16 protein-coding genes and 4 tRNA genes are annotated in these 17195 nt (G+C 42.0%); 11 read left to right on the plus strand and 9 right to left on the minus strand.

Annotated elements, in window-relative coordinates:
- Positions 1–106: 106 nt before the first annotated feature.
- Complete coding sequence (locus L4D09_RS08595) at positions 107–907, minus strand: hypothetical protein (RefSeq protein ID WP_428457084.1); 801 nt, start codon at positions 905–907, stop codon at positions 107–109.
- Positions 908–1199: 292 nt separating this feature from the next.
- Between L4D09_RS08595 and L4D09_RS08600 the strand changes: the two genes are divergently transcribed.
- From L4D09_RS08600 to L4D09_RS08615, 4 genes are all read left to right on the plus strand, one after another.
- Positions 1200–1273 (plus strand) — tRNA-Cys (locus L4D09_RS08600).
- A gap of 22 nt (positions 1274–1295) precedes the next feature.
- Positions 1296–1371: transfer RNA gene (locus tag L4D09_RS08605), tRNA-Gly, on the plus strand.
- 78 nt (positions 1372–1449) lie between these two features.
- A tRNA-Leu gene (locus L4D09_RS08610) sits at positions 1450–1536 on the plus strand.
- A 41-nt stretch (positions 1537–1577) separates the two neighbouring features.
- Positions 1578–1653, plus strand: a tRNA-Gly gene (locus L4D09_RS08615).
- Positions 1654–1694: 41 nt separating this feature from the next.
- Here the strand turns inward: L4D09_RS08615 and L4D09_RS08620 are convergent.
- Complete coding sequence (locus L4D09_RS08620; protein WP_428457085.1) at positions 1695–2276, minus strand: outer membrane beta-barrel protein; 582 nt, start codon at positions 2274–2276, stop codon at positions 1695–1697.
- Positions 2277–2449: 173 nt separating this feature from the next.
- Here L4D09_RS08620 and L4D09_RS08625 point away from each other — a divergent pair, with 173 nt between their 5' ends.
- From L4D09_RS08625 to L4D09_RS08645, 5 genes are read left to right on the plus strand one after another with little or no spacing between them, the layout of a single operon-like run.
- Positions 2450–3190 carry a 5-oxoprolinase subunit PxpA gene (locus L4D09_RS08625; protein WP_428457086.1) on the plus strand — a complete coding sequence of 247 codons (741 nt, stop codon included), beginning with the start codon at positions 2450–2452 and terminating at the stop codon, positions 3188–3190.
- On the plus strand, positions 3187–3900 hold the full coding sequence (gene pxpB, locus L4D09_RS08630; protein ID WP_428457087.1) for a 5-oxoprolinase subunit PxpB: 714 nt from the start codon (positions 3187–3189) through the stop codon (positions 3898–3900). Before L4D09_RS08625 ends, pxpB begins: the two co-directional genes overlap by 4 nt.
- A complete protein-coding gene (locus L4D09_RS08635; protein ID WP_428457088.1) occupies positions 3882–4829 on the plus strand; it encodes a 5-oxoprolinase subunit C family protein in 948 nt (315 codons plus the stop codon). Before pxpB ends, L4D09_RS08635 begins: the two co-directional genes overlap by 19 nt.
- 32 nt (positions 4830–4861) lie before the next feature.
- Positions 4862–5419 (plus strand): gamma-glutamylcyclotransferase family protein, encoded by a 558-nt coding sequence (locus L4D09_RS08640; RefSeq protein ID WP_428457089.1) that lies wholly within the window; start codon positions 4862–4864, stop codon positions 5417–5419.
- Positions 5420–5426: 7 nt separating this feature from the next.
- Complete coding sequence (locus L4D09_RS08645; RefSeq protein ID WP_428457090.1) at positions 5427–5678, plus strand: hypothetical protein; 252 nt, start codon at positions 5427–5429, stop codon at positions 5676–5678.
- A gap of 40 nt (positions 5679–5718) precedes the next feature.
- On the opposite strand, the gene L4D09_RS08650 is transcribed toward L4D09_RS08645, so the two are convergent.
- Positions 5719–6465 carry a DUF3108 domain-containing protein gene (locus L4D09_RS08650; RefSeq protein ID WP_428457091.1) on the minus strand — a complete coding sequence of 249 codons (747 nt, stop codon included), beginning with the start codon at positions 6463–6465 and terminating at the stop codon, positions 5719–5721.
- Positions 6466–6542: 77 nt separating this feature from the next.
- Positions 6543–8087 carry a long-chain-fatty-acid--CoA ligase gene (locus L4D09_RS08655; RefSeq protein WP_428457092.1) on the minus strand — a complete coding sequence of 515 codons (1545 nt, stop codon included), beginning with the start codon at positions 8085–8087 and terminating at the stop codon, positions 6543–6545.
- 344 nt (positions 8088–8431) lie between these two features.
- Between L4D09_RS08655 and L4D09_RS08660 the strand changes: the two genes are divergently transcribed.
- The gene (locus L4D09_RS08660; protein WP_428457093.1) at positions 8432–8650 is read left to right on the plus strand and encodes a hypothetical protein; all 219 of its coding nucleotides are present in this window, start codon (positions 8432–8434) and stop codon (positions 8648–8650) included.
- 212 nt (positions 8651–8862) lie between these two features.
- A complete protein-coding gene (locus tag L4D09_RS08665; protein WP_428457094.1) occupies positions 8863–9339 on the plus strand; it encodes a DUF2947 domain-containing protein in 477 nt (158 codons plus the stop codon).
- Positions 9340–9555: 216 nt separating this feature from the next.
- On the opposite strand, the gene L4D09_RS08670 is transcribed toward L4D09_RS08665, so the two are convergent.
- The 5 genes from L4D09_RS08670 to L4D09_RS08690 form a co-directional block, all read right to left on the minus strand.
- Positions 9556–11556, minus strand: a complete 2001-nt coding sequence (locus L4D09_RS08670; RefSeq protein ID WP_428457095.1) for a diguanylate cyclase domain-containing protein — start codon at positions 11554–11556, stop codon at positions 9556–9558.
- Positions 11549–12142 (minus strand): YfiR family protein, encoded by a 594-nt coding sequence (locus L4D09_RS08675; protein ID WP_428457096.1) that lies wholly within the window; start codon positions 12140–12142, stop codon positions 11549–11551. Before L4D09_RS08675 ends, L4D09_RS08670 begins: the two co-directional genes overlap by 8 nt.
- Entirely contained in the window at positions 12130–14235 is a 2106-nt protein-coding gene (locus L4D09_RS08680) for a TonB-dependent receptor plug domain-containing protein (protein ID WP_428457097.1), read from the minus strand. The genes L4D09_RS08675 and L4D09_RS08680 overlap by 13 nt, the downstream gene beginning before the upstream one ends.
- 336 nt (positions 14236–14571) lie before the next feature.
- On the minus strand, positions 14572–15399 hold the full coding sequence (locus tag L4D09_RS08685; RefSeq protein ID WP_428457098.1) for a pirin family protein: 828 nt from the start codon (positions 15397–15399) through the stop codon (positions 14572–14574).
- Positions 15400–15640: 241 nt separating this feature from the next.
- Positions 15641–16945, minus strand: coding sequence for an outer membrane protein transport protein (locus L4D09_RS08690; protein WP_428457099.1), 1305 nt, complete (start codon positions 16943–16945; stop codon positions 15641–15643).
- Positions 16946–17195 lie beyond the last annotated feature (250 nt).

Genomic DNA, 17195 nt, shown 5'->3' on the forward strand with positions numbered 1-17195 from the left:
CGCCAATATAATGTCATGTTTAAGCTGAATATTTGACGCTCAGGGCAGTGCTTATGACTAATGGTGATATTTTGCTTTTACTATATTTAGAATTGTAGTGAAGGTATTAATACATGAAATCACATGATATAATTTTGCCGTTTATATCAAACTTTAAATATAAATCTTTCCAATCTCCCTTATCATCAAAATATGCAATACAGCTACCATTACTAAAGGTTGTATTATAGTTTTCACCAGTACTAACTATAACATCAAGCCCATTTATTTTGTTTGCTAAAGAACTTGAGTACATTCCAGAGTATTGACTTAATAAAATAATTTTATTAACACCTTGAACATATAGTCGATCAACTGAGTGAGCGATGATGTCTAAGTCTTGCTGCTCAGGCTTATCATCAAGTTGGTTGCTTTGGTTTATGAGTGAAAGGTAAGCAATCTTTTCATTATTAACTGATTGGATGTATGCATCGGCTCGAGATTTACCAGCGTTGTAAGCGTAAATTTTGGCGCCATATTGCTTGAGGCCAAAGTTTATGTTGCTGGCTATGATGGAGTGGTTCGGTTTTATATATTGACGAGCCATATCGGCATTTTGTTCATTAAGTACTAATGCAGTGACATAGGAGAAGGCTGGGGTTAGCAATGGCTTATTCAGATTTTGATCTGAATAGAAGGCGATATGTTTTGTATTATTTACTTGTGCCCGATCGAAGGCTTGTTGGAGGTTGCTTCTTAGCCACCGCTTTATCATGGGTTGCTGGTACTTATCATTAACCAGCATTGAGTCTGGTGCTTGAGTTATGAAGCTTACTGCAATATCAACAGGTTTATGTTGCTTTGGCGAACAAGCGGATAGTAATAAAGTTGCTAAAACGCTAGTAATGATAAGTTGAATGCGTGACATAATTAAAATGAACATAAAGTGTGATCTGGATCGGCATTTTCTAGCATCTGTAATTTAATTACAAGAAAGACTACGTCGAGTTCATGGGCACAGTTGACTTCAGTTTCCTGTTTTTGAGAGGTTTAATCGCTTGTTGGGCAGCTAAAATCGGCTAAAGTGGCTTTTTATTCGATCTTTTGTACATATATCAGTCAATTAAAAAGTTTTTCGATATTTTTTGTTGACTCAAACTCAGCATTCCGTAAAATGCAGCCCATACCAACGACGATGAGTCGATTGGTTGTGATGTAAGGGCGCGTTGGCAGAGTGGCTATGCAGCGGATTGCAAATCCGTGGACCTCGGTTCGACTCCGGGACGCGCCTCCATTCTCTTACTAGAGAATATAAAGCGACACTAGCTCAGCTGGTAGAGCGCAACCTTGCCAAGGTTGAGGTCACGAGTTCGAACCTCGTGTGTCGCTCCAAATTTTGTACTAACGGTCAAGTTACATGGCAGATCGTTATTAAGATGGTGTCTTACCCATCGCAATCCAGAATTGCGTGCCCTGGTGGTGGAATTGGTAGACACAAGGGATTTAAAATCCCTCGGCGTTCGCGCTGTGCCGGTTCAAGTCCGGCCCGGGGCACCATCTATAAAGACTGATATTTTCTGAAAAGAGAATGTTAGCATGCGACACTAGCTCAGCTGGTAGAGCGCAACCTTGCCAAGGTTGAGGTCACGAGTTCGAACCTCGTGTGTCGCTCCAAATAAGAAAGCCCTGATAGAAATATCGGGGCTTTTTTACGTTTAATCATTACTCAAAGCATATGTAGCACTGAAATAATAACTACCAAGAAAGATGTCGGTATCAACATCAATGAAGCTTCTATTGCTAACTGCAAATCCATCGCCTTCGTATGCGATACGTAAGGTGACATCATTAAACTGGGTTGGCATATATTCAATTCCGAAACCTAATCGTATGGCAATGCCTTTATCATCTTGAAGGATCGGCTGCGACTGACTCAGATCTAATGCCGATAAACCAATAATGCCAAAGGGTCGTATGGCGTTACTAAACGTATACCCCCCATTTGCTGCTAACGTAAACGCGTTCGGTTCAAATTTATAACGATCGATTTGTTCAATCGTGCCATAAGACGTGTAAGTGCCTTCTATATGCCACATTGAATTGATCCGATAACCAGCTATGATCTTCCAACTACTATCATTTGATCGAATGCCAGTTGCGTTACTTGTTGTCCAATCGTCTTCTTCATAAGTGGTTTTGCCAAAGCCAGCACCTAAATAAAGCCCTCTGTTATCTTGTTCGAATGCGACAGCGTGGTATGGCATAGCAAATAGAAACACAGAAAATAGTTTATTCATTTCGATGCCGACTTGTAGAGTGAACAGTGAGTATAGGGGATGACTGTATGCTGATGAGTCTTTAATGCAAGAGCGCCATGTTAAGCCTCGCTAGGAGCATTGATTAGACATGCTTTTCTTTATAGAGTGGATAAAAAGGGCAGGTTGTTGAATTTTATGTAGCAGGGATAGTGATGAAATTAAACTGTGATATGGGCGAAAGCTTTGGTTGTTGGCAAATAGGTAATGATAATGCTGTTATGCCATGGGTTGATATGGCAAATATTGCTTGTGGGTTTCATGCTTCAGATCCTAATCATATGTCAGAAACTGTTCGCTTAGCCAAAAAACATGGAGTTGAAGTTGGCGCACATCCTGGCTACGACGATAAACAAGGTTTCGGACGCCGCTCTATTCCACACACATCGGCAGCTATTTCACATTTAATTGCTTATCAAATAGGGGCGCTTAACGCTATCTGCCAATTTCATGATGTTGCGATGACCTATGTTAAACCTCATGGGGCACTGTATAACGATATGATGGCTGAGGAAGGGATATTCATTGCGGTGCTTGAATCCATTTCAAGGTTGAATCCGTCACTTGAAAAGCCGTTAAAGCTGATGGTGTTAGCAAGAGCAGACAATACAACGTATCGCGATTTGGCCGCTAAATATAATGTTGAGCTATTATTCGAAGCGTTCGCTGACCGTGCATATGATGATACGGGATTATTGGTACCCAGAAGTAAATCAGGTGCAGTGCACCATGATAGCAAAAGGATCCGACGGCAAGTCGCCGAACTTTCAGCAGGGTTCATCACGACAGCGTCGGGCACTAAATTATTGCTCCAAGCTGATACTGTATGTGTGCATGGTGACAATGAACAATCTATTGCGGTTGTAAAATCCTTATATGAGGATCTCCAGCAATGATGAAGATCGAACATGTTTCTGAAAACAATGCGATAGTTTACCTCGGCAACCAAATCGACGTTGCATTAACACCGAAAATTAGCCTGTTAGTTGATTATTTATGGACGTTGAAGGCTAATGCCATTGTTGAAGTCATACCTTCATACACTTCCGTACTGATTCAATTCCGGCCACAACAGATTTCATTTGGGCAACTACAAGCTGCGGTATTGCAATATGAGCAGATTCTTCGCGAAAATCAGCCGTTAAACCTACCACAGTCAAATCACTCAAAAGTGATTGAGTTACCTGTTTATTATTCAACAGAGGTTGGCCCAGATCTAAAGGCGATCGCGAAAGAGAAGCAGTTAAGTCTCGACCAAGTTATTGCATTCCATAGCGAACAACTTTATACGGTGTGCGCTATTGGCTTTGCACCTGGTTTTGCTTTTTTAGCATCGGTTAATGAGGAGATTGCTACTCCTCGGCACCATGCTCCAAGAAAGAAAATACCTGCAGGCAGTGTTGGAATTGCTAATTCGCAAACGGCGGTATATCCCGCAGATTCGCCTGGAGGATGGCAGATTATTGGAAATTGCCCATCGGAACTGTTTAACCCCAATCAAACGCCCATGTCACCTTTTATGGTTGGCGACCAAGTACGCTTTACTCAAATATCGCGTAAAGAGTTTTTGGATCAAGGAGGTGAGATATGGCCACATTGGAAGTGATCCATGCAGGTATGCTGAGTCTGGTACAAGATCTTGGGCGATTTGGCGTTGGCTCGCAAGGGTTAAGTCAGGGAGGGCCTGTCGATTTACATGCTTATTGCTGGGCCAATCACCTTGTCGGTAATGATGCAAATACTCCACTCATCGAAATCACGTTGGGCAAGGCGTCATTTAAAGCGACATCGCGGTGCTGCGTAGTGATTACAGGTGCTGATATGTCAGCAATTGTTGATGGAACTGCGGTTAACAATTGGCAACGTTTTATTCTAAATAAAGGGCAGGTGCTATCTTTTGGTTTTGCGCGCGAAGGACTAAGAGCGTATTTAGCAGTCAGTGGCGGCTTTAACATCCCTGCAGTGTTAGGCAGCTGTACGACGGTGTCGCGTAATCAGCTCGGTGGGTTGAAAAAAGGTCGGCCGTTAATGAAAGGGGATAGCTTACCGTTAAATCCAATGGCTGATTTTAAGGAGCTTGGACGTATTGAAGGGCAGCAGGCTGCTTCTCGTTTTGTGCCAGATTACGGTAAACCCATCACACTTAGAGTTGTAGAGTCTTATCAGCATGCAGCCTTTGCTGACAGCGAAAAAGAGGCCTTTTATCAAAGTACCTATACTGTTAGTCAAGAAACTGATCGTATGGGGTGTCGATTAGATGGGAGAGCAATAACGGCGGATATGAATAATGGTATTGTTTCAGAGGGAATAGCGCTTGGAGCCATTCAGATCCCGCCTAATGGCCAGCCAATTGTTTTACTGAATGACCGACAGACGCTCGGCGGTTATCCAAAATTAGGGTGTGTCGCCCGTGTTGATATTCCAAAGTTGGCTCAAGCAAGGCCTTACACTGAGGTTCACTTTAAACCAATGCCATTGGCTGAAGCGACAGAAGAGTGGTTGGTATTCTCAAGATTTTTTGGTTTGCAGTTTTAGCTGCTTATTACTTTTTGATGCAAAGGAGCACTATGTACATATTCGGATACGGCAGCTTAATTAACCATTATTCGAGAACACGGACAGGGCAAACAAGTGAGGCGGTTGCCGTAACGGTAAAGGGGATTGAACGTTATTGGGGAAAAATAGACAGTCGTTATAGTATTTCACCATTAGTTGCTATGGTGGGGGCTGGTGAGTGTAATGGGGTATTGGTGAGGGTGGATGATGAGGCGTTGCAATGTTTTGATCAACGCGAGCTAGGCTATCAACGTATTGAGCTTGAACCCAATCAGATTATTACATCAAATGAAATCGATAAACATCAACCGATTTGGGTGTATGTCAGGCCGCAGCATGAACCTCCATGTGAAGTGCAGCCGATCATGCAAACCTATGTAGATACCGTGTTGGCTGGATGTTTGTCTATCTCAGAGACCTTCGCAAAAACATTTGTTCAAACAACTCAAGGGTGGCATTATCCTCTGGAAAATGACCGCCATCAGCCTAAATATGGTAATCATGCAGGTGTAGAAGAAAGGCACCTTGATAAAATCGATCAACTGCTAGCAACTGTTAGGACAAAATAAGAGAACAATGGCAAAACCGAATAAGAAAGGGCCAACCAAAACGGTTGATGTCTATTGTGCGGGTTGTAAAACACCACTCTACAAATACCGAAAGGGCGGGAAGGGCGCATTGGTAAAGTGCTTTAAAGAACGCATAGTGAAGGATTTTACGACTGATGCAGGAACCTGCCCGCAATGTCAGAAGGTATTTGCTCGCGATACGTTAGTGCGTGGTGCCCCTGCATTCAAAATGATCGGCGGTAAGGTGACAATGAAGTAATAGTCGCCTTTATTCATGACGGACTTTAAAGAAGCATGTGTTATTGCTGAGGGCATTGGACTTTTTTGCTAAACAAAACGGCTTTTAAATTAAGTATTTTACGCTTATAGGTTGCCCTGACCAGCTGATAGTCAATGTCTGGCGAAAACCACATGACCAATTTTCGGTCACTTTTCCGTACTTGTTCGACTCTAATTGTATTAATTTTACCAAAGTTGCTGTTGATTTTTTCAGTGCCCATAACCTGAAAATAGTAGTGATTGACGTCATCAGTATCTTGCAGTTTGTAGTTGAATTCTTTTTTACCTTCAATGAGTGCGAGCCGCATTTGGCTGCCAACGGCATCGGTGTCGAGTAGAGGGAGATCCTGACTTGTAAATGTTGCCGTTTCACCGTTGCTACTTATAGATGATGCTTTCCCGTCAGAGGAAAAGCTTGCTTGGGTTTTACCGGCGAGTAACCCTGATACTTCACGCTTGAAGCCTTTTGATAAAAAAGAATTATGTCGCTCAGACCAGTATAATTGACTGCTCTGTTTAAACTTTGTCTTTGTCATTAAAACTTCGATATTACTGTATGAGAGAATCGTGGCGTTTGTATCCTGCCATTTTAATGTACGACTGAGTTGCCCGACTTTTAGGTTGTTAAAAAAGAGATCGTAGGAAAATGTTTTTGAGCATTGATGAAAAGCAAGGGAAGGCGCAGTACTAGCGGTCGCTGAGTAGAAGCTCGTGATGAGAAGAACTAAAGCGATAAAACATGGATATAGAAAGGAATAAGCCTGCACTCTACCTCCGATTCAAAATACTTCTCAACTTTGATCAAAAATAGCAGGGCAGGCTTTATTGTGCCAATTTAGAACGACTATTTTAGTAGGCGTTTTAGTATTTTACCTGTAGCTGTCATTGGTAACTCAGTCATTAATTCAATGTGGCGAGGGTATTTGTAATCAGCTAAGCGCTCTTTACCCCAGTGAACCAATGTTTTAGCAGATACCGTCGAACCTTCTTTTAGAATGATGAACGCTTTTGCTTCTTCGCCATACGTTTTATGCTCGATACCGATGACTGCAATCATCTGAACATCAGGGTGACTCATGAAGGTTTCTTCGATATCTCGAGGGTAGATATTGAACCCACCACGAATAATAACTTCTTTAAGTCGGTCGACAACATAAACATAGCCTTGCTCATCCATACGCACAATATCACCAGTATGGAGCCAACCATCAACGACGGTTTGCGCGGTTTCTTCAGGCTTTTTGTAATAGCCTTTCATCACGTTATGGCCACGAATAAGCAGCTCGCCTTCCTTACCTGAGGCAACCTCGTTACCTTGGTCGTCGACAACTTTCATGGCGACACCAGGTAATGGTTGGCCGATACTGCCTGGCTTACGTTCATATTCTAAATGATTAAATGCAGCAACGGGTGATGACTCAGAAAGACCGTAACCTTCTATAACGGGTACATTTAATTTTGCTTCAAACTGCTTAAGGACCTCGACAGGCATAGATGCACCACCTGAAATGGCGACCTTGAGCGTACTGGCAATGTCAGCAACGTAATCGTCGCCATGTTTTTCGACAAAGGCCAGTAAGCCCATAAACATGGTGGGTACACCCGCAATATGGGTGACTTTATGGGCTTGCATTAACTGCATAACCGTTTTGGGCACAAAGCGAGGTACAAGTACTAACGTACTACCCGCGAGGATAGAGGTATTCATGATCAGTGACTGCCCGAAAGTATGGAAGAGTGGCAAAATCGCCATACTGACGTCAGTACCCTTTTGGTTGGTGAGTGCTTGACAGGCTTGGGCATTACACAACATGTTACTTTGGCTGAGCTCGGCCCCTTTCGCTCGGCCTGTTGTCCCCGATGTATATAAAATAACGCAGGTGTCTTCGGCACGTCGGTATTGCGCATCAAACTCGGTAAGATCCGATTGTAACCATTGATTGAAACGGTGTGCGCCATCTGGGAGCACTTGCTCCGTATTCGCTTCAATCGTTATAAAGTGTTTACAGCTTGGTGTTTGTTGGAAACCTTCAAAGCAATACTGTCCACAAGGTAGGGCGCTACTACCTTCAAAGCTGATCAGCGCTACAGCATCAGAATCATCGAGGTGATAAGCAACCTCTGAGCCTTTTAGCATAACATTCAGCGGTACTGTTACTGCACCGACTTTTTGAATCGCGTAATAACCAATCACGAAGTCCGGTGTATTTGGGCAAGAAATTGCAACCTTATCATCAGGCTTAATACCGAGCTGAACTAAATGGTTGGCGACTTGGTTAACCATTGTGTTCAGTGCTTGGTAGCTTATATGTTGTTCCCCAAAAATCAGGGCGATATCGTTAGATCGAAAAGCGGCATTACGTTCAAGGTTCGTTGCTAAATTATACATAGAGTATTGATAAGACGGTGAATGGCCCGGATATTCTAATATAGCTAGGCTGTTGATGTGAAAAAATCACTCAGATTTATTCTATAACTTGCGAAGAGACTTGTTTTTGTAAGAAAAGACGAATTTTTTATTACAATGAAAGTATAGTCAATTCAACTGGTTACGTAATTAATGAATGCGTTTACCGGTTGCGTGTCTCGACTGTGTTTTCTAACTAACTGAATTGAATACTTTATTTACACTTAGCGCTTACACCAGAGTGATGAAGGTTTGATGTCGTTTATTTGACGATTTTAATGTCCACTTCTATTTTTAGTTGGGTTTAACTGACAGAGGTGTGGAAAATGAAAAAAATGAATTCGACCTATCGTTTACAAGTCATCAAAGAGGTTGCGGTACGTAAGCAGTTACAATCGCAAGGTGATCCGATGGCTTGCCACATATCTGATTTATTAAATTCAAGCCAGCAGAATACTGAAGTTGTTGAAAAGCATTATAGTGGTTGTCATTATGATGATAGTGTCGGTGGATGGGTGAGTAACCTATGGGACGCGAAGAAATAGCACCACAGTAAAAAATGTCATTACTAGCATAGCAGTATTTTGATAGTGAATGTCACCTGTGACAGCATACGTTTTATCGCAGTTTCCACTCTGAGAGACTGCCTGAATTGTTCTGTTATAGGTGATCTTACGAGGATTACGTTGCATAAGCCGCTGGATAAATGTGATCGACTCAGGTACATTCCTCTCGTCTGTAACTTTTAGGTCGACGCATGAATTACGTAGAGTTAGATAGCTATTCCCGCAAGTGGATTTTTACCCACGCTTCAATGCCTGTAGAAGCCACTGATTTAGCCTTGATCAAACCTTTTACCCAAGCCCGTTCTGCACAGATCTGGCGTGATCATATCAGTGCTCACAGCCCTGACGCAGATCATTTTGAAAAGGGTGACTGGGCGTTTGATAGCAAAATTTGGTCAGCGGCTCATGATTGGCAAGATGCATGGGATAGCGATGAACCGGAGCTACCTGAAGAGCTACTTGAATTTCTTGAGTGGGAAGATAACACCACCGTTTTCTTCTGCTATGAAAAATACAATGTGATTGAGACAAAGTGGAACGTATTCAAGCGCAATTGGAAGAACTTCCTGTTTTTTGATGATGGCCCAATACTCCTTGGACGTAAGAAAAAACAAGCCGTTTGGTTTAGTTCTAAAGGCACATTCAAATGTGCACTACGTGGTGACTAATACATCGCGAATTATGTGATAATGAATACCAGTCAGCGGTTTCTGGCTGGTACTTATACCAACCTACATAAGTACTTGATCAGTCTTACTGGTTAAAACCGTTGCTCTCTACGTTAGAGATTTGGTAATTAGAACCACTAGTTACTGCAATCTCTGCCTTGATAACAACAATTTTTCCTGCGTAATACTTAGATTAATTACTTATCCAGATTGGTATTAATACTTCTTACTTATCTTGTTATATTCAATAACTTGACCCTTTCCCATTAATTTTGCTTCATACATTGCTTTGTCTGCTCGGCGTAAAATATCGTCTTCATTTTGTTCATCTTGTGGTTGTACGTAATAGCAGCCAATACTTGCACTGATCGATAAGCTGACTTTATCCAAATGAATCTCTTCAGCAATACGATTAAATAGCCTAGTACAGGTTTTTTGCACAGCCTCTTCACTTTCAATGGGGTTGAGTAAGATGACAAATTCATCACCAGCCAAGCGCGAAACAAAGTCTGATTTCTTTACTGTACGCTTTAGTTTTTCAGCAATGATGGTCAGTACTTGGTCGCCAGCTTCATGCCCATAAGTGTCATTGACGTTTTTAAAACCATCTAAATCGATAAACAGCACTGCAGAGATTTGCGGGGCTACTTTTTGTTGAATTAAGTACTGGTGTAGAGTTTGATGCAATTTAGCGCGATTTGGTAAGTTGGTCAGTGAATCATGAGTCGCTAGGTGCTCTAAGCGTTGCATTTCTTTTAACGAGCGCAGATCTGAGGCAATAACAACAGTTTGTTGCTCTTGGCTGTGTGAGTCTTGTATTCGGTTCACTCGGACGAATAAAGGGAGGATCTCATTATTGATGGTTCGAGTGTTGACTTCACCTTGCCATTGATTGGCGCTTTTCAAGCTTAGGCTAATGGCTTGTTCAGCTTGTTGATACTCATCGTTAACCAGTACCTTGAAGTGCTGACCGAGGATGTCAGTCTCTTTATATCCTGTAAGTGTTTGAAATGTGGCGTTGACCATTGAAATATAACCATCTTTATCAAAAAGTAAAATGGCATCTTGACTGTTGTCGAATATTTTAGCGGCTAACTTTTGCTGCTTTTCAGCTTGATCCCGAATTGTAATATCTTCTATAGCAAAGAGGGTTTGATGTCGTTGCTTTAATGGACGGCTAAACACATTGTAGACTTTGGTTTCACCCGTGCTGGTTAAACTTTTAATGGTTAGATGATCAATACTAGACCCTGAAGAAAGCGCATCTTTCAGTATCGATGTACTGGCACTATTATCGGTTGGTGTAATGATATCGATGAAGAGCTGCCCCGATAGCTGGTGTAGTGGGATATCAAAGACATTGCGACAAGCTTGATTGACCAGCGTTATATAGCCCCGGTGGTTTACGACAACGAGTGCATGGCGTACTGTTTCAATGACTTCATCGGCAAACGCTTTTTCCTCGGCAAGATCAGCCATCGCTTCACGTATTTTACAATCTCGATAGCTAATTTTATCAACCATTTGGTTGAAGCCTCGTACCAACGAGCTCAGCTCGTCATTGGTATAGTGGCTTTGTGGCAAAGGCTGATGTTCATCACCAACGATTAGGCGTTTAATTGCCTTATTTATTTGGGTGATCGGGTTAACCACCCAGAGTTGAAGGCGATTGATAATATAGGTCGCGACACCGAAAAGCAGCAGCAATAAAAAGAGACTGACTTTGAGATGAGAGATACGAAGCGATTGTAGTTCATGTAGCGAAACGGCGATGTGCATATGAGCAATGTTCTCACCTTCTAGCAGTATGGGCACAATGATGTAGAGCATCTCGGTACCAAAATGGTATCCATTTTGGATGCTAAGCTGCTGTTGACTGGCGGTTGGAGGAATGAATTTAATCGATGCATTCTCATATTGCGCAAACAGACTATCATCGGGTCTTTCTAGGCGTACTTGTGCAATGAGGCGGTCGGCTTTGAAAGCGGATAAAATCTCATGTGCTGAGACAATATCGTTAAAGAGCACAGGCGCTGTTAGGTTTATGCCCACCCCACTTGCTAATATATTGGTACGGCTGACTAAGTTATCTTGCTCGACTTCTAAGTAACGTTGGTAGCTGAGAATTTGAAACGTGAAAAACACGACCAGAATAAAACTCATGATAGGGATAGATAATCGTTGATTTAAACTGAGTTTTTCAATCCACCTATTCATGGTTTCCTCCCCTGGCATTATCAGGCTTTTGTGGCCTGTGAATAATGGCAATACGAAGTAATTGAGAACTTACCGAGAGGTTAGAACGCTCAAGATGCGTAAGTGCTAGGACTGGCTTTATTTGGCTGCTATATGTGCGAAGCTCTATCATACCACCGCGCTCCAAAAACTGAGGGCTATCACTAATGGTCAGTAGGTTAGGGTATTGCGGTATAGCTTGAAGGATATTGAGTTTTTGCTCTGTAATATAAAGTACGTCGCATTGTTGGCTGGCTGCAGTGAGATCAGTCATGTGCACGAGTGGGGAACTGATTTCTACATTGGAAAAAAAAGTATCGAGCGTAACCGTAATACTATTACGTCCTAAAACGCAGTAGCGTAAAGGCTGTGGTTGAGGAGATGGCCAGCGGATAAAATTGGCAAGGCGGTAGACGTATACCGTTTTTATCTTATGTGCAGAATAGCTTTGTGACGTATTGGCACTGGCTTTGGCGGCAATACTCAGTGCTAGCAATGTAAAGCACATTGCTAGATTGACTAAGTGCCGTGAGGTGATAGCCATTTTTATCATTATTACCAGTTCCATGATGCTCGTAAAAAGGCGCTTTCTTCAATTTTGGCCTTATAAGGTAAATCTTCATAGGCTGATTTACCTAATGCATCAACCACTAACTCGACCCTTGGCCATGTTGGGTATTCTTGCCAAGCAAGGCGAATATCCAGAGTGCTAATAGAAGGCGCTTGGTAAGTGACATGGTTTGAAGAAACCGCGCTTTTGTGTTTGTACCATAAATCAAGTTGCCAAGCTGTTGTTATGTCCCATAATGTTTGAATTGAAACGAAGTGGGCTGGCTGGTGGTTATATTTTACCTTGTAGCCGCTTTCTGCATTGTCATTACACTGGATCGCGCCGTCGCAAGATGCCTTCGTTTGGATATAGCTATAACTAGTATTGATTTCTAGCGATGAAAAAGGTGTCCAACGAATGGCTGTTTCGAAACCATAACTATTAGCTTCAAGGTTATCGGAGTATGTTTCAGTTAAAATAAACATCTCATAAGGTAGGCTGTCTCCATTGCTACATTCTCCAAAGACACAATGCCACCGGCTTTGGTCTTCCATACGTAAGTTTCTATATTCACTGTAGAATAACGTACTATCAATATCGAGCGCATGATTCATCGTAAAACGGTGCCCTACATCTAGGGTGATGACCGACTCATTATCTAAATCTTCATTAGCGGAAGTATATATAATAAGTGGGCGGGTATTATTACATTGGTCATCTAAACAAACTGAGCCCGAAAAATAGCCATCTGTTTTTGTTGCAACAAATGAGGGCGTTACTACCGCACGCCCAACACCAGCCCAGAAACGGTGACTATTGTTGTGCTTATAAAGTACCCTCGCCTGAGGTTGAACTTCAGTCGTGTCGTTTAATGAAAAGTGTTCAACTTTGGTGCCCAGAGTGACGATGACTTGCTCAGTTAATCGTGATTCTAATTGTGCATAGATGTTGAGTATTGTATCGGTGCCTTTGGGGTCTAGGCTGTATCGTCCCCAGGGCTCAACATGTTGGTAAGTACTGTCAGGATAGGGCTCTGTGCGACGATGTATTGTACGAATGCCACCACCAAGAGTGAATTCATGGTTATTCGCTATTCGGCGGTGAGTGAGTAAATCAAGATCAAAGGTATAAAACTCACCTTTTGCCGACGGTTCATTAGTCGAGTTTGCATCGACCCACGTATGTAGCTCGTAATTGGCATCTTCACGTTGCTCATACCAATCTAGACTGATAAACCCCCCACGAGAATAGACATTCAGTTCCGTTTCAGTAATGACTTGGCTGGGGGCATTATTATAATTAGCATAATACCAATCATGAGTTGATTTTGTTTGAAAACCACCCGTTTGGATGGTGATTTGACGGTTATTGACGTCATAGTCGGCACGTATTCCACCAGAAAGGTTACGCCAAGTATCATCATTTTCGAGATAATAATCGCCTTTAGTGCCTTTGGCATAGAAACGAGCGGTTAAATTATCATTAAAAGCGGCGCCGTAGCGGTAATTTATATTTTGATAATGGCGTTCGCCAGCGGATATTTCCCCGTAATGGCCAAGGGTGTCCTGACTGTTTTTAGTGATGATATTTACAATGCCATTAGCAGCGTTTCCGCCCCACATTGTGCCAGCTGTACCGCGAATGACTTCGATGCGCTCAATGTCTTCGAAAACCGTATCAATGGTATGCCAAAAAGTACCTGACATGAGTGGGCTATATACACTACGTCCATCAATCATAATTAAAAGCTTGTTATACAAGACTTCATTAAGACCTCGTAATGATACCTGCCAATTGAATTCTGAAATTTTTGTCACTTGTACACCGGGTGCAAGTGCAAGTGCTTCTGCAACAGAGCGGACACCACTGCGTTTTATTTGTGTATGGCTAATGACATAAACAGCAGCGGGCGTTTCATCAATGCTTTGGTTCTTTTTAGCCGCAGAGGTTACTTTTATCTCTGCCGTTGCTAGCTCCTCTAAACTCATTGCCATTAGCATATCCAGTTCACTGGCATTAACGGGCATTGTTAATACAGGGAGAAAGCATATAAATGCAAATCGTGATGGTTTGAATAAATATGTTTTCTGGTGATATAGAGAGAATGCCATAGCCAATACAAACCAATAGGGAACCAATGGTTTATATAATATCAAAAATATGAAAAAGCATTTATATTCAGTTTATTAGCGTGGGTTTTTTAATATTCTGATTTATGCCATTTAGCGATACTTGTGGCGTATAACACATATATATTCATATATACCTTTGTTCTTGATAAGCAAAAAAACGACACTAAGAATCAATTTGTTTTAAAAGCAGATTCTCCATTGCTCAAATGGGTCGGTAATGACGCAAAAATGCTTTATTGGTGTATTTTAGTGTCAAAAAAATGGATTGTTTAAAGTGTGAGAAGTATCACATTGATTTTGAAGCTGGAACCAATATCACTTTAATTCGGCGAGTAGTGTACCTATATTTTGTGTCGCTTTTGACAAATTATCGGGTGAGGAATGTACCGATTGGGTTGAAGAGTAGAAAGGTTGTTCGAGCGGTTTGCCTAAGATAACAAATAAGCGTGCAGCTATTTTTCCAGTACGAATTTCGATAGGAAGAGTCGATTTATGTAATGTCGCCATTTGGTGATGATGTAACTGATTGCCACTGATATACACGCTACCTGAACGCAAATAGATAAAGCCGACTGTTTGCTGCTCTTCTGGCACAAAATGCCATACCCCGTAAGGTGAAATCATAATGTCGAGGTATGTGATAGGAATACTGTAGTTTGCAGGGCTGGAGATCCCTTTATAGTGGCCGATAATCACTTTGGTGGTGGAGTCTGCTTCTTCCACAAGTGGCAAATGCTGCGAGAGAATATTATGGCTGGAAGCATTTGCCATTTCTGGCTCTCCAGCAGGGAGAGCGGTCCAGAGGCTGAATGACTCTACTCTGCCATCCCGCGGTGTCATCGTATCTTTATGAATAACGCCATTACCCGACGTCATGATATTTACATCACCACTTGATAATGTCGTGTGGCTACCTGCAGAGTCATGATGACTGAGTGAGCCGGTAACAGGGTAGCTAATGGCATCGATCCCGGAATGGCCATGATAATCAAGCCCCGTAGACGTTACGACTGCCTTGGCTTCAAAATGATCCCATAAGACAAAGGGGTCGAGTGACTCACGTTCAGTATTATTAATGAATGCTGTTAGCAGGCCGTTTTTTTTCCCAAACCGAATTTTATGAACTGTTCTTGTTTTTCTCATGACGAGCCACCGACAATCATGATAAATATAAAGGCAAGAGTGACTATTAAGTTAGTCAAAATATTTTCTAATACTTGAATTAAATCTTAGACCTAAGAGTGGCGTTTCACCAATGCGAATAAAGAGAAAGGGCTATGAAAGAGTAATTAGTTAATAAAAAAGCAGAAGCCTTTAAGTGAATAATGGACTTCTGCTTTTCGCTAGGCTTTAAATCGCCTTATCGTAACCGTATAGGTCCGACTTAGAATGTACGGCTGTATTGTAAGCCAACAAGAATCGCATCGGCACGAGTGGTAGCTGACACACTAGTGCCGATGTCGCCAATTGGTGTATCTTCAATCCCCATGAACTCATCAACTTGGGTATCTTTACCAACTAGGTACGTGGCACCAAAGTCGATATTCGAACGCGAGTCAATATGATAAGTAAAGCCTGCAGATAGCCATTGGCGATCTGAATCTGGAATTGAAATAGACTTAACTTCATCGGTCGCTGCTACGTCATACATGTAACCAGCGCGTAATGTCCAGTCGTTATTTAGGTAATAGGTACCACCGACAGAAATATGCCCAGCATCTTTCCATGCGTATTCTTTTTCAATGCCAGCGATTTGTAGTGAATCGAAGGCGCTCCATTGAACCCACTGCACACTATAGTGAGCTGCAAACTTGTCGGCTAGGCGGTGGTAACCTGAAAACTCAGCCATGTCTGGCAGTGGCATATCCATTTTGTCGGTATTGCCAGCAATGGTATCTACATCGCCTTTAGCAGTTACGGTTGGGCTGTAACGGTAAGACAGGCCAAAACGGTGGTTTTCGTTTACTTCATAAACAACACCGACATTACCGCCAACGGCGAAACCTGATGCGTCAACGTCAAGGGCATTGAATTTTTGATCGCCACACTGGTAGTCAGGTATCCAGCCATCACTAACGTTTTCACAGTATTCTAAATCAATATCGCGTTTTAGCTTACCCATGCCGTAGATCAGATCTAAGCCGGCACCAAAGCTCCATTGCTCGTTAAGGCGGTAAGATACACTTGCGCCTAAGTTCATGCTTTTAATGTCGGTAGTACCACCAAAAACAGACGCTGCAAAGTCATCTTTAAACTCAGTACCTGTACCAAAGTTCGAATATGCAGAAACACCCCATGCCCATTGGTCGTTAACAGGTACAACTAAATAGAAATTAGGAACAACAGCAGAGCTACCCAGACCGTTAGTACCCGAAATATCAAATTCATTGTTACCCACGGGAGGAAATCCACCGAGCTTTAATTGCTGGTAGGTACCATCTTTGATACGCACATCGGTATCAATAACGGTGAAACCCAATGACATGCTGGTTTCTTTAAACATTGCCATAGTGGCAGGGTTACGTGCCATGGCTGATGCGTTATCAGCAATAACGGCATCACCAGCAAAAGCACGGCCAAGGCCTGTAGCGGATTGTGCGTTTAGCTGAAAACCAGCGGCTATTGTGGAGGTAGATGAAAGAGCCATAGCCGAAACTACAGCACAAGATAAAAGACGCTTCTTGAACATAATTATACTTATATTGTTTGTGATTATTAATTGAGGCAGTCATAGCTGCTAATTTTTCGGGGGATTCTATTGTTAATATATATACAAACAAATTAGACCAGTTGAAACGTTTCTTATTTGTATAGAGGTGAATGCTTTTGGTTATTATTATGTTCTAACTTTGGTGCTTTACAATAAATATTGTAATTCCATATTAATATATTTATTTTTATATTGTATGTTTCAAGATTGTTTGGTGGGCTTTATTAGA

This window comes from Photobacterium makurazakiensis (genome assembly GCF_050336715.1).
GTDB classification, from domain to species: domain Bacteria; phylum Pseudomonadota; class Gammaproteobacteria; order Enterobacterales; family Vibrionaceae; genus Photobacterium; species Photobacterium makurazakiensis.

Excerpts from the sequence above, each read along its gene's own strand:
- L4D09_RS08595 (WP_428457084.1), bottom strand. The coding sequence starts at position 907 with ATGTCACGCATTCAACTTATCATTACTAGCGTTTTAGCAACTTTATTA.
- L4D09_RS08620 (WP_428457085.1), bottom strand. The coding sequence starts at position 2,276 with ATGAATAAACTATTTTCTGTGTTTCTATTTGCTATGCCATACCACGCT.
- L4D09_RS08625 (WP_428457086.1), top strand. The coding sequence starts at position 2,450 with ATGAAATTAAACTGTGATATGGGCGAAAGCTTTGGTTGTTGGCAAATA.
- pxpB (WP_428457087.1), top strand. The coding sequence starts at position 3,187 with ATGATGAAGATCGAACATGTTTCTGAAAACAATGCGATAGTTTACCTC.
- L4D09_RS08635 (WP_428457088.1), top strand. The coding sequence starts at position 3,882 with ATGGCCACATTGGAAGTGATCCATGCAGGTATGCTGAGTCTGGTACAA.
- L4D09_RS08640 (WP_428457089.1), top strand. The coding sequence starts at position 4,862 with ATGTACATATTCGGATACGGCAGCTTAATTAACCATTATTCGAGAACA.
- L4D09_RS08645 (WP_428457090.1), top strand. The coding sequence starts at position 5,427 with ATGGCAAAACCGAATAAGAAAGGGCCAACCAAAACGGTTGATGTCTAT.
- L4D09_RS08655 (WP_428457092.1), bottom strand. The coding sequence starts at position 8,087 with ATGTATAATTTAGCAACGAACCTTGAACGTAATGCCGCTTTTCGATCT.
- L4D09_RS08660 (WP_428457093.1), top strand. The coding sequence starts at position 8,432 with ATGAAAAAAATGAATTCGACCTATCGTTTACAAGTCATCAAAGAGGTT.
- L4D09_RS08665 (WP_428457094.1), top strand. The coding sequence starts at position 8,863 with ATGAATTACGTAGAGTTAGATAGCTATTCCCGCAAGTGGATTTTTACC.
- L4D09_RS08670 (WP_428457095.1), bottom strand. The coding sequence starts at position 11,556 with ATGAATAGGTGGATTGAAAAACTCAGTTTAAATCAACGATTATCTATC.
- L4D09_RS08675 (WP_428457096.1), bottom strand. The coding sequence starts at position 12,142 with ATGGAACTGGTAATAATGATAAAAATGGCTATCACCTCACGGCACTTA.
- L4D09_RS08680 (WP_428457097.1), bottom strand. The coding sequence starts at position 14,235 with ATGGCATTCTCTCTATATCACCAGAAAACATATTTATTCAAACCATCA.
- L4D09_RS08685 (WP_428457098.1), bottom strand. The coding sequence starts at position 15,399 with ATGAGAAAAACAAGAACAGTTCATAAAATTCGGTTTGGGAAAAAAAAC.
- L4D09_RS08690 (WP_428457099.1), bottom strand. The coding sequence starts at position 16,945 with ATGTTCAAGAAGCGTCTTTTATCTTGTGCTGTAGTTTCGGCTATGGCT.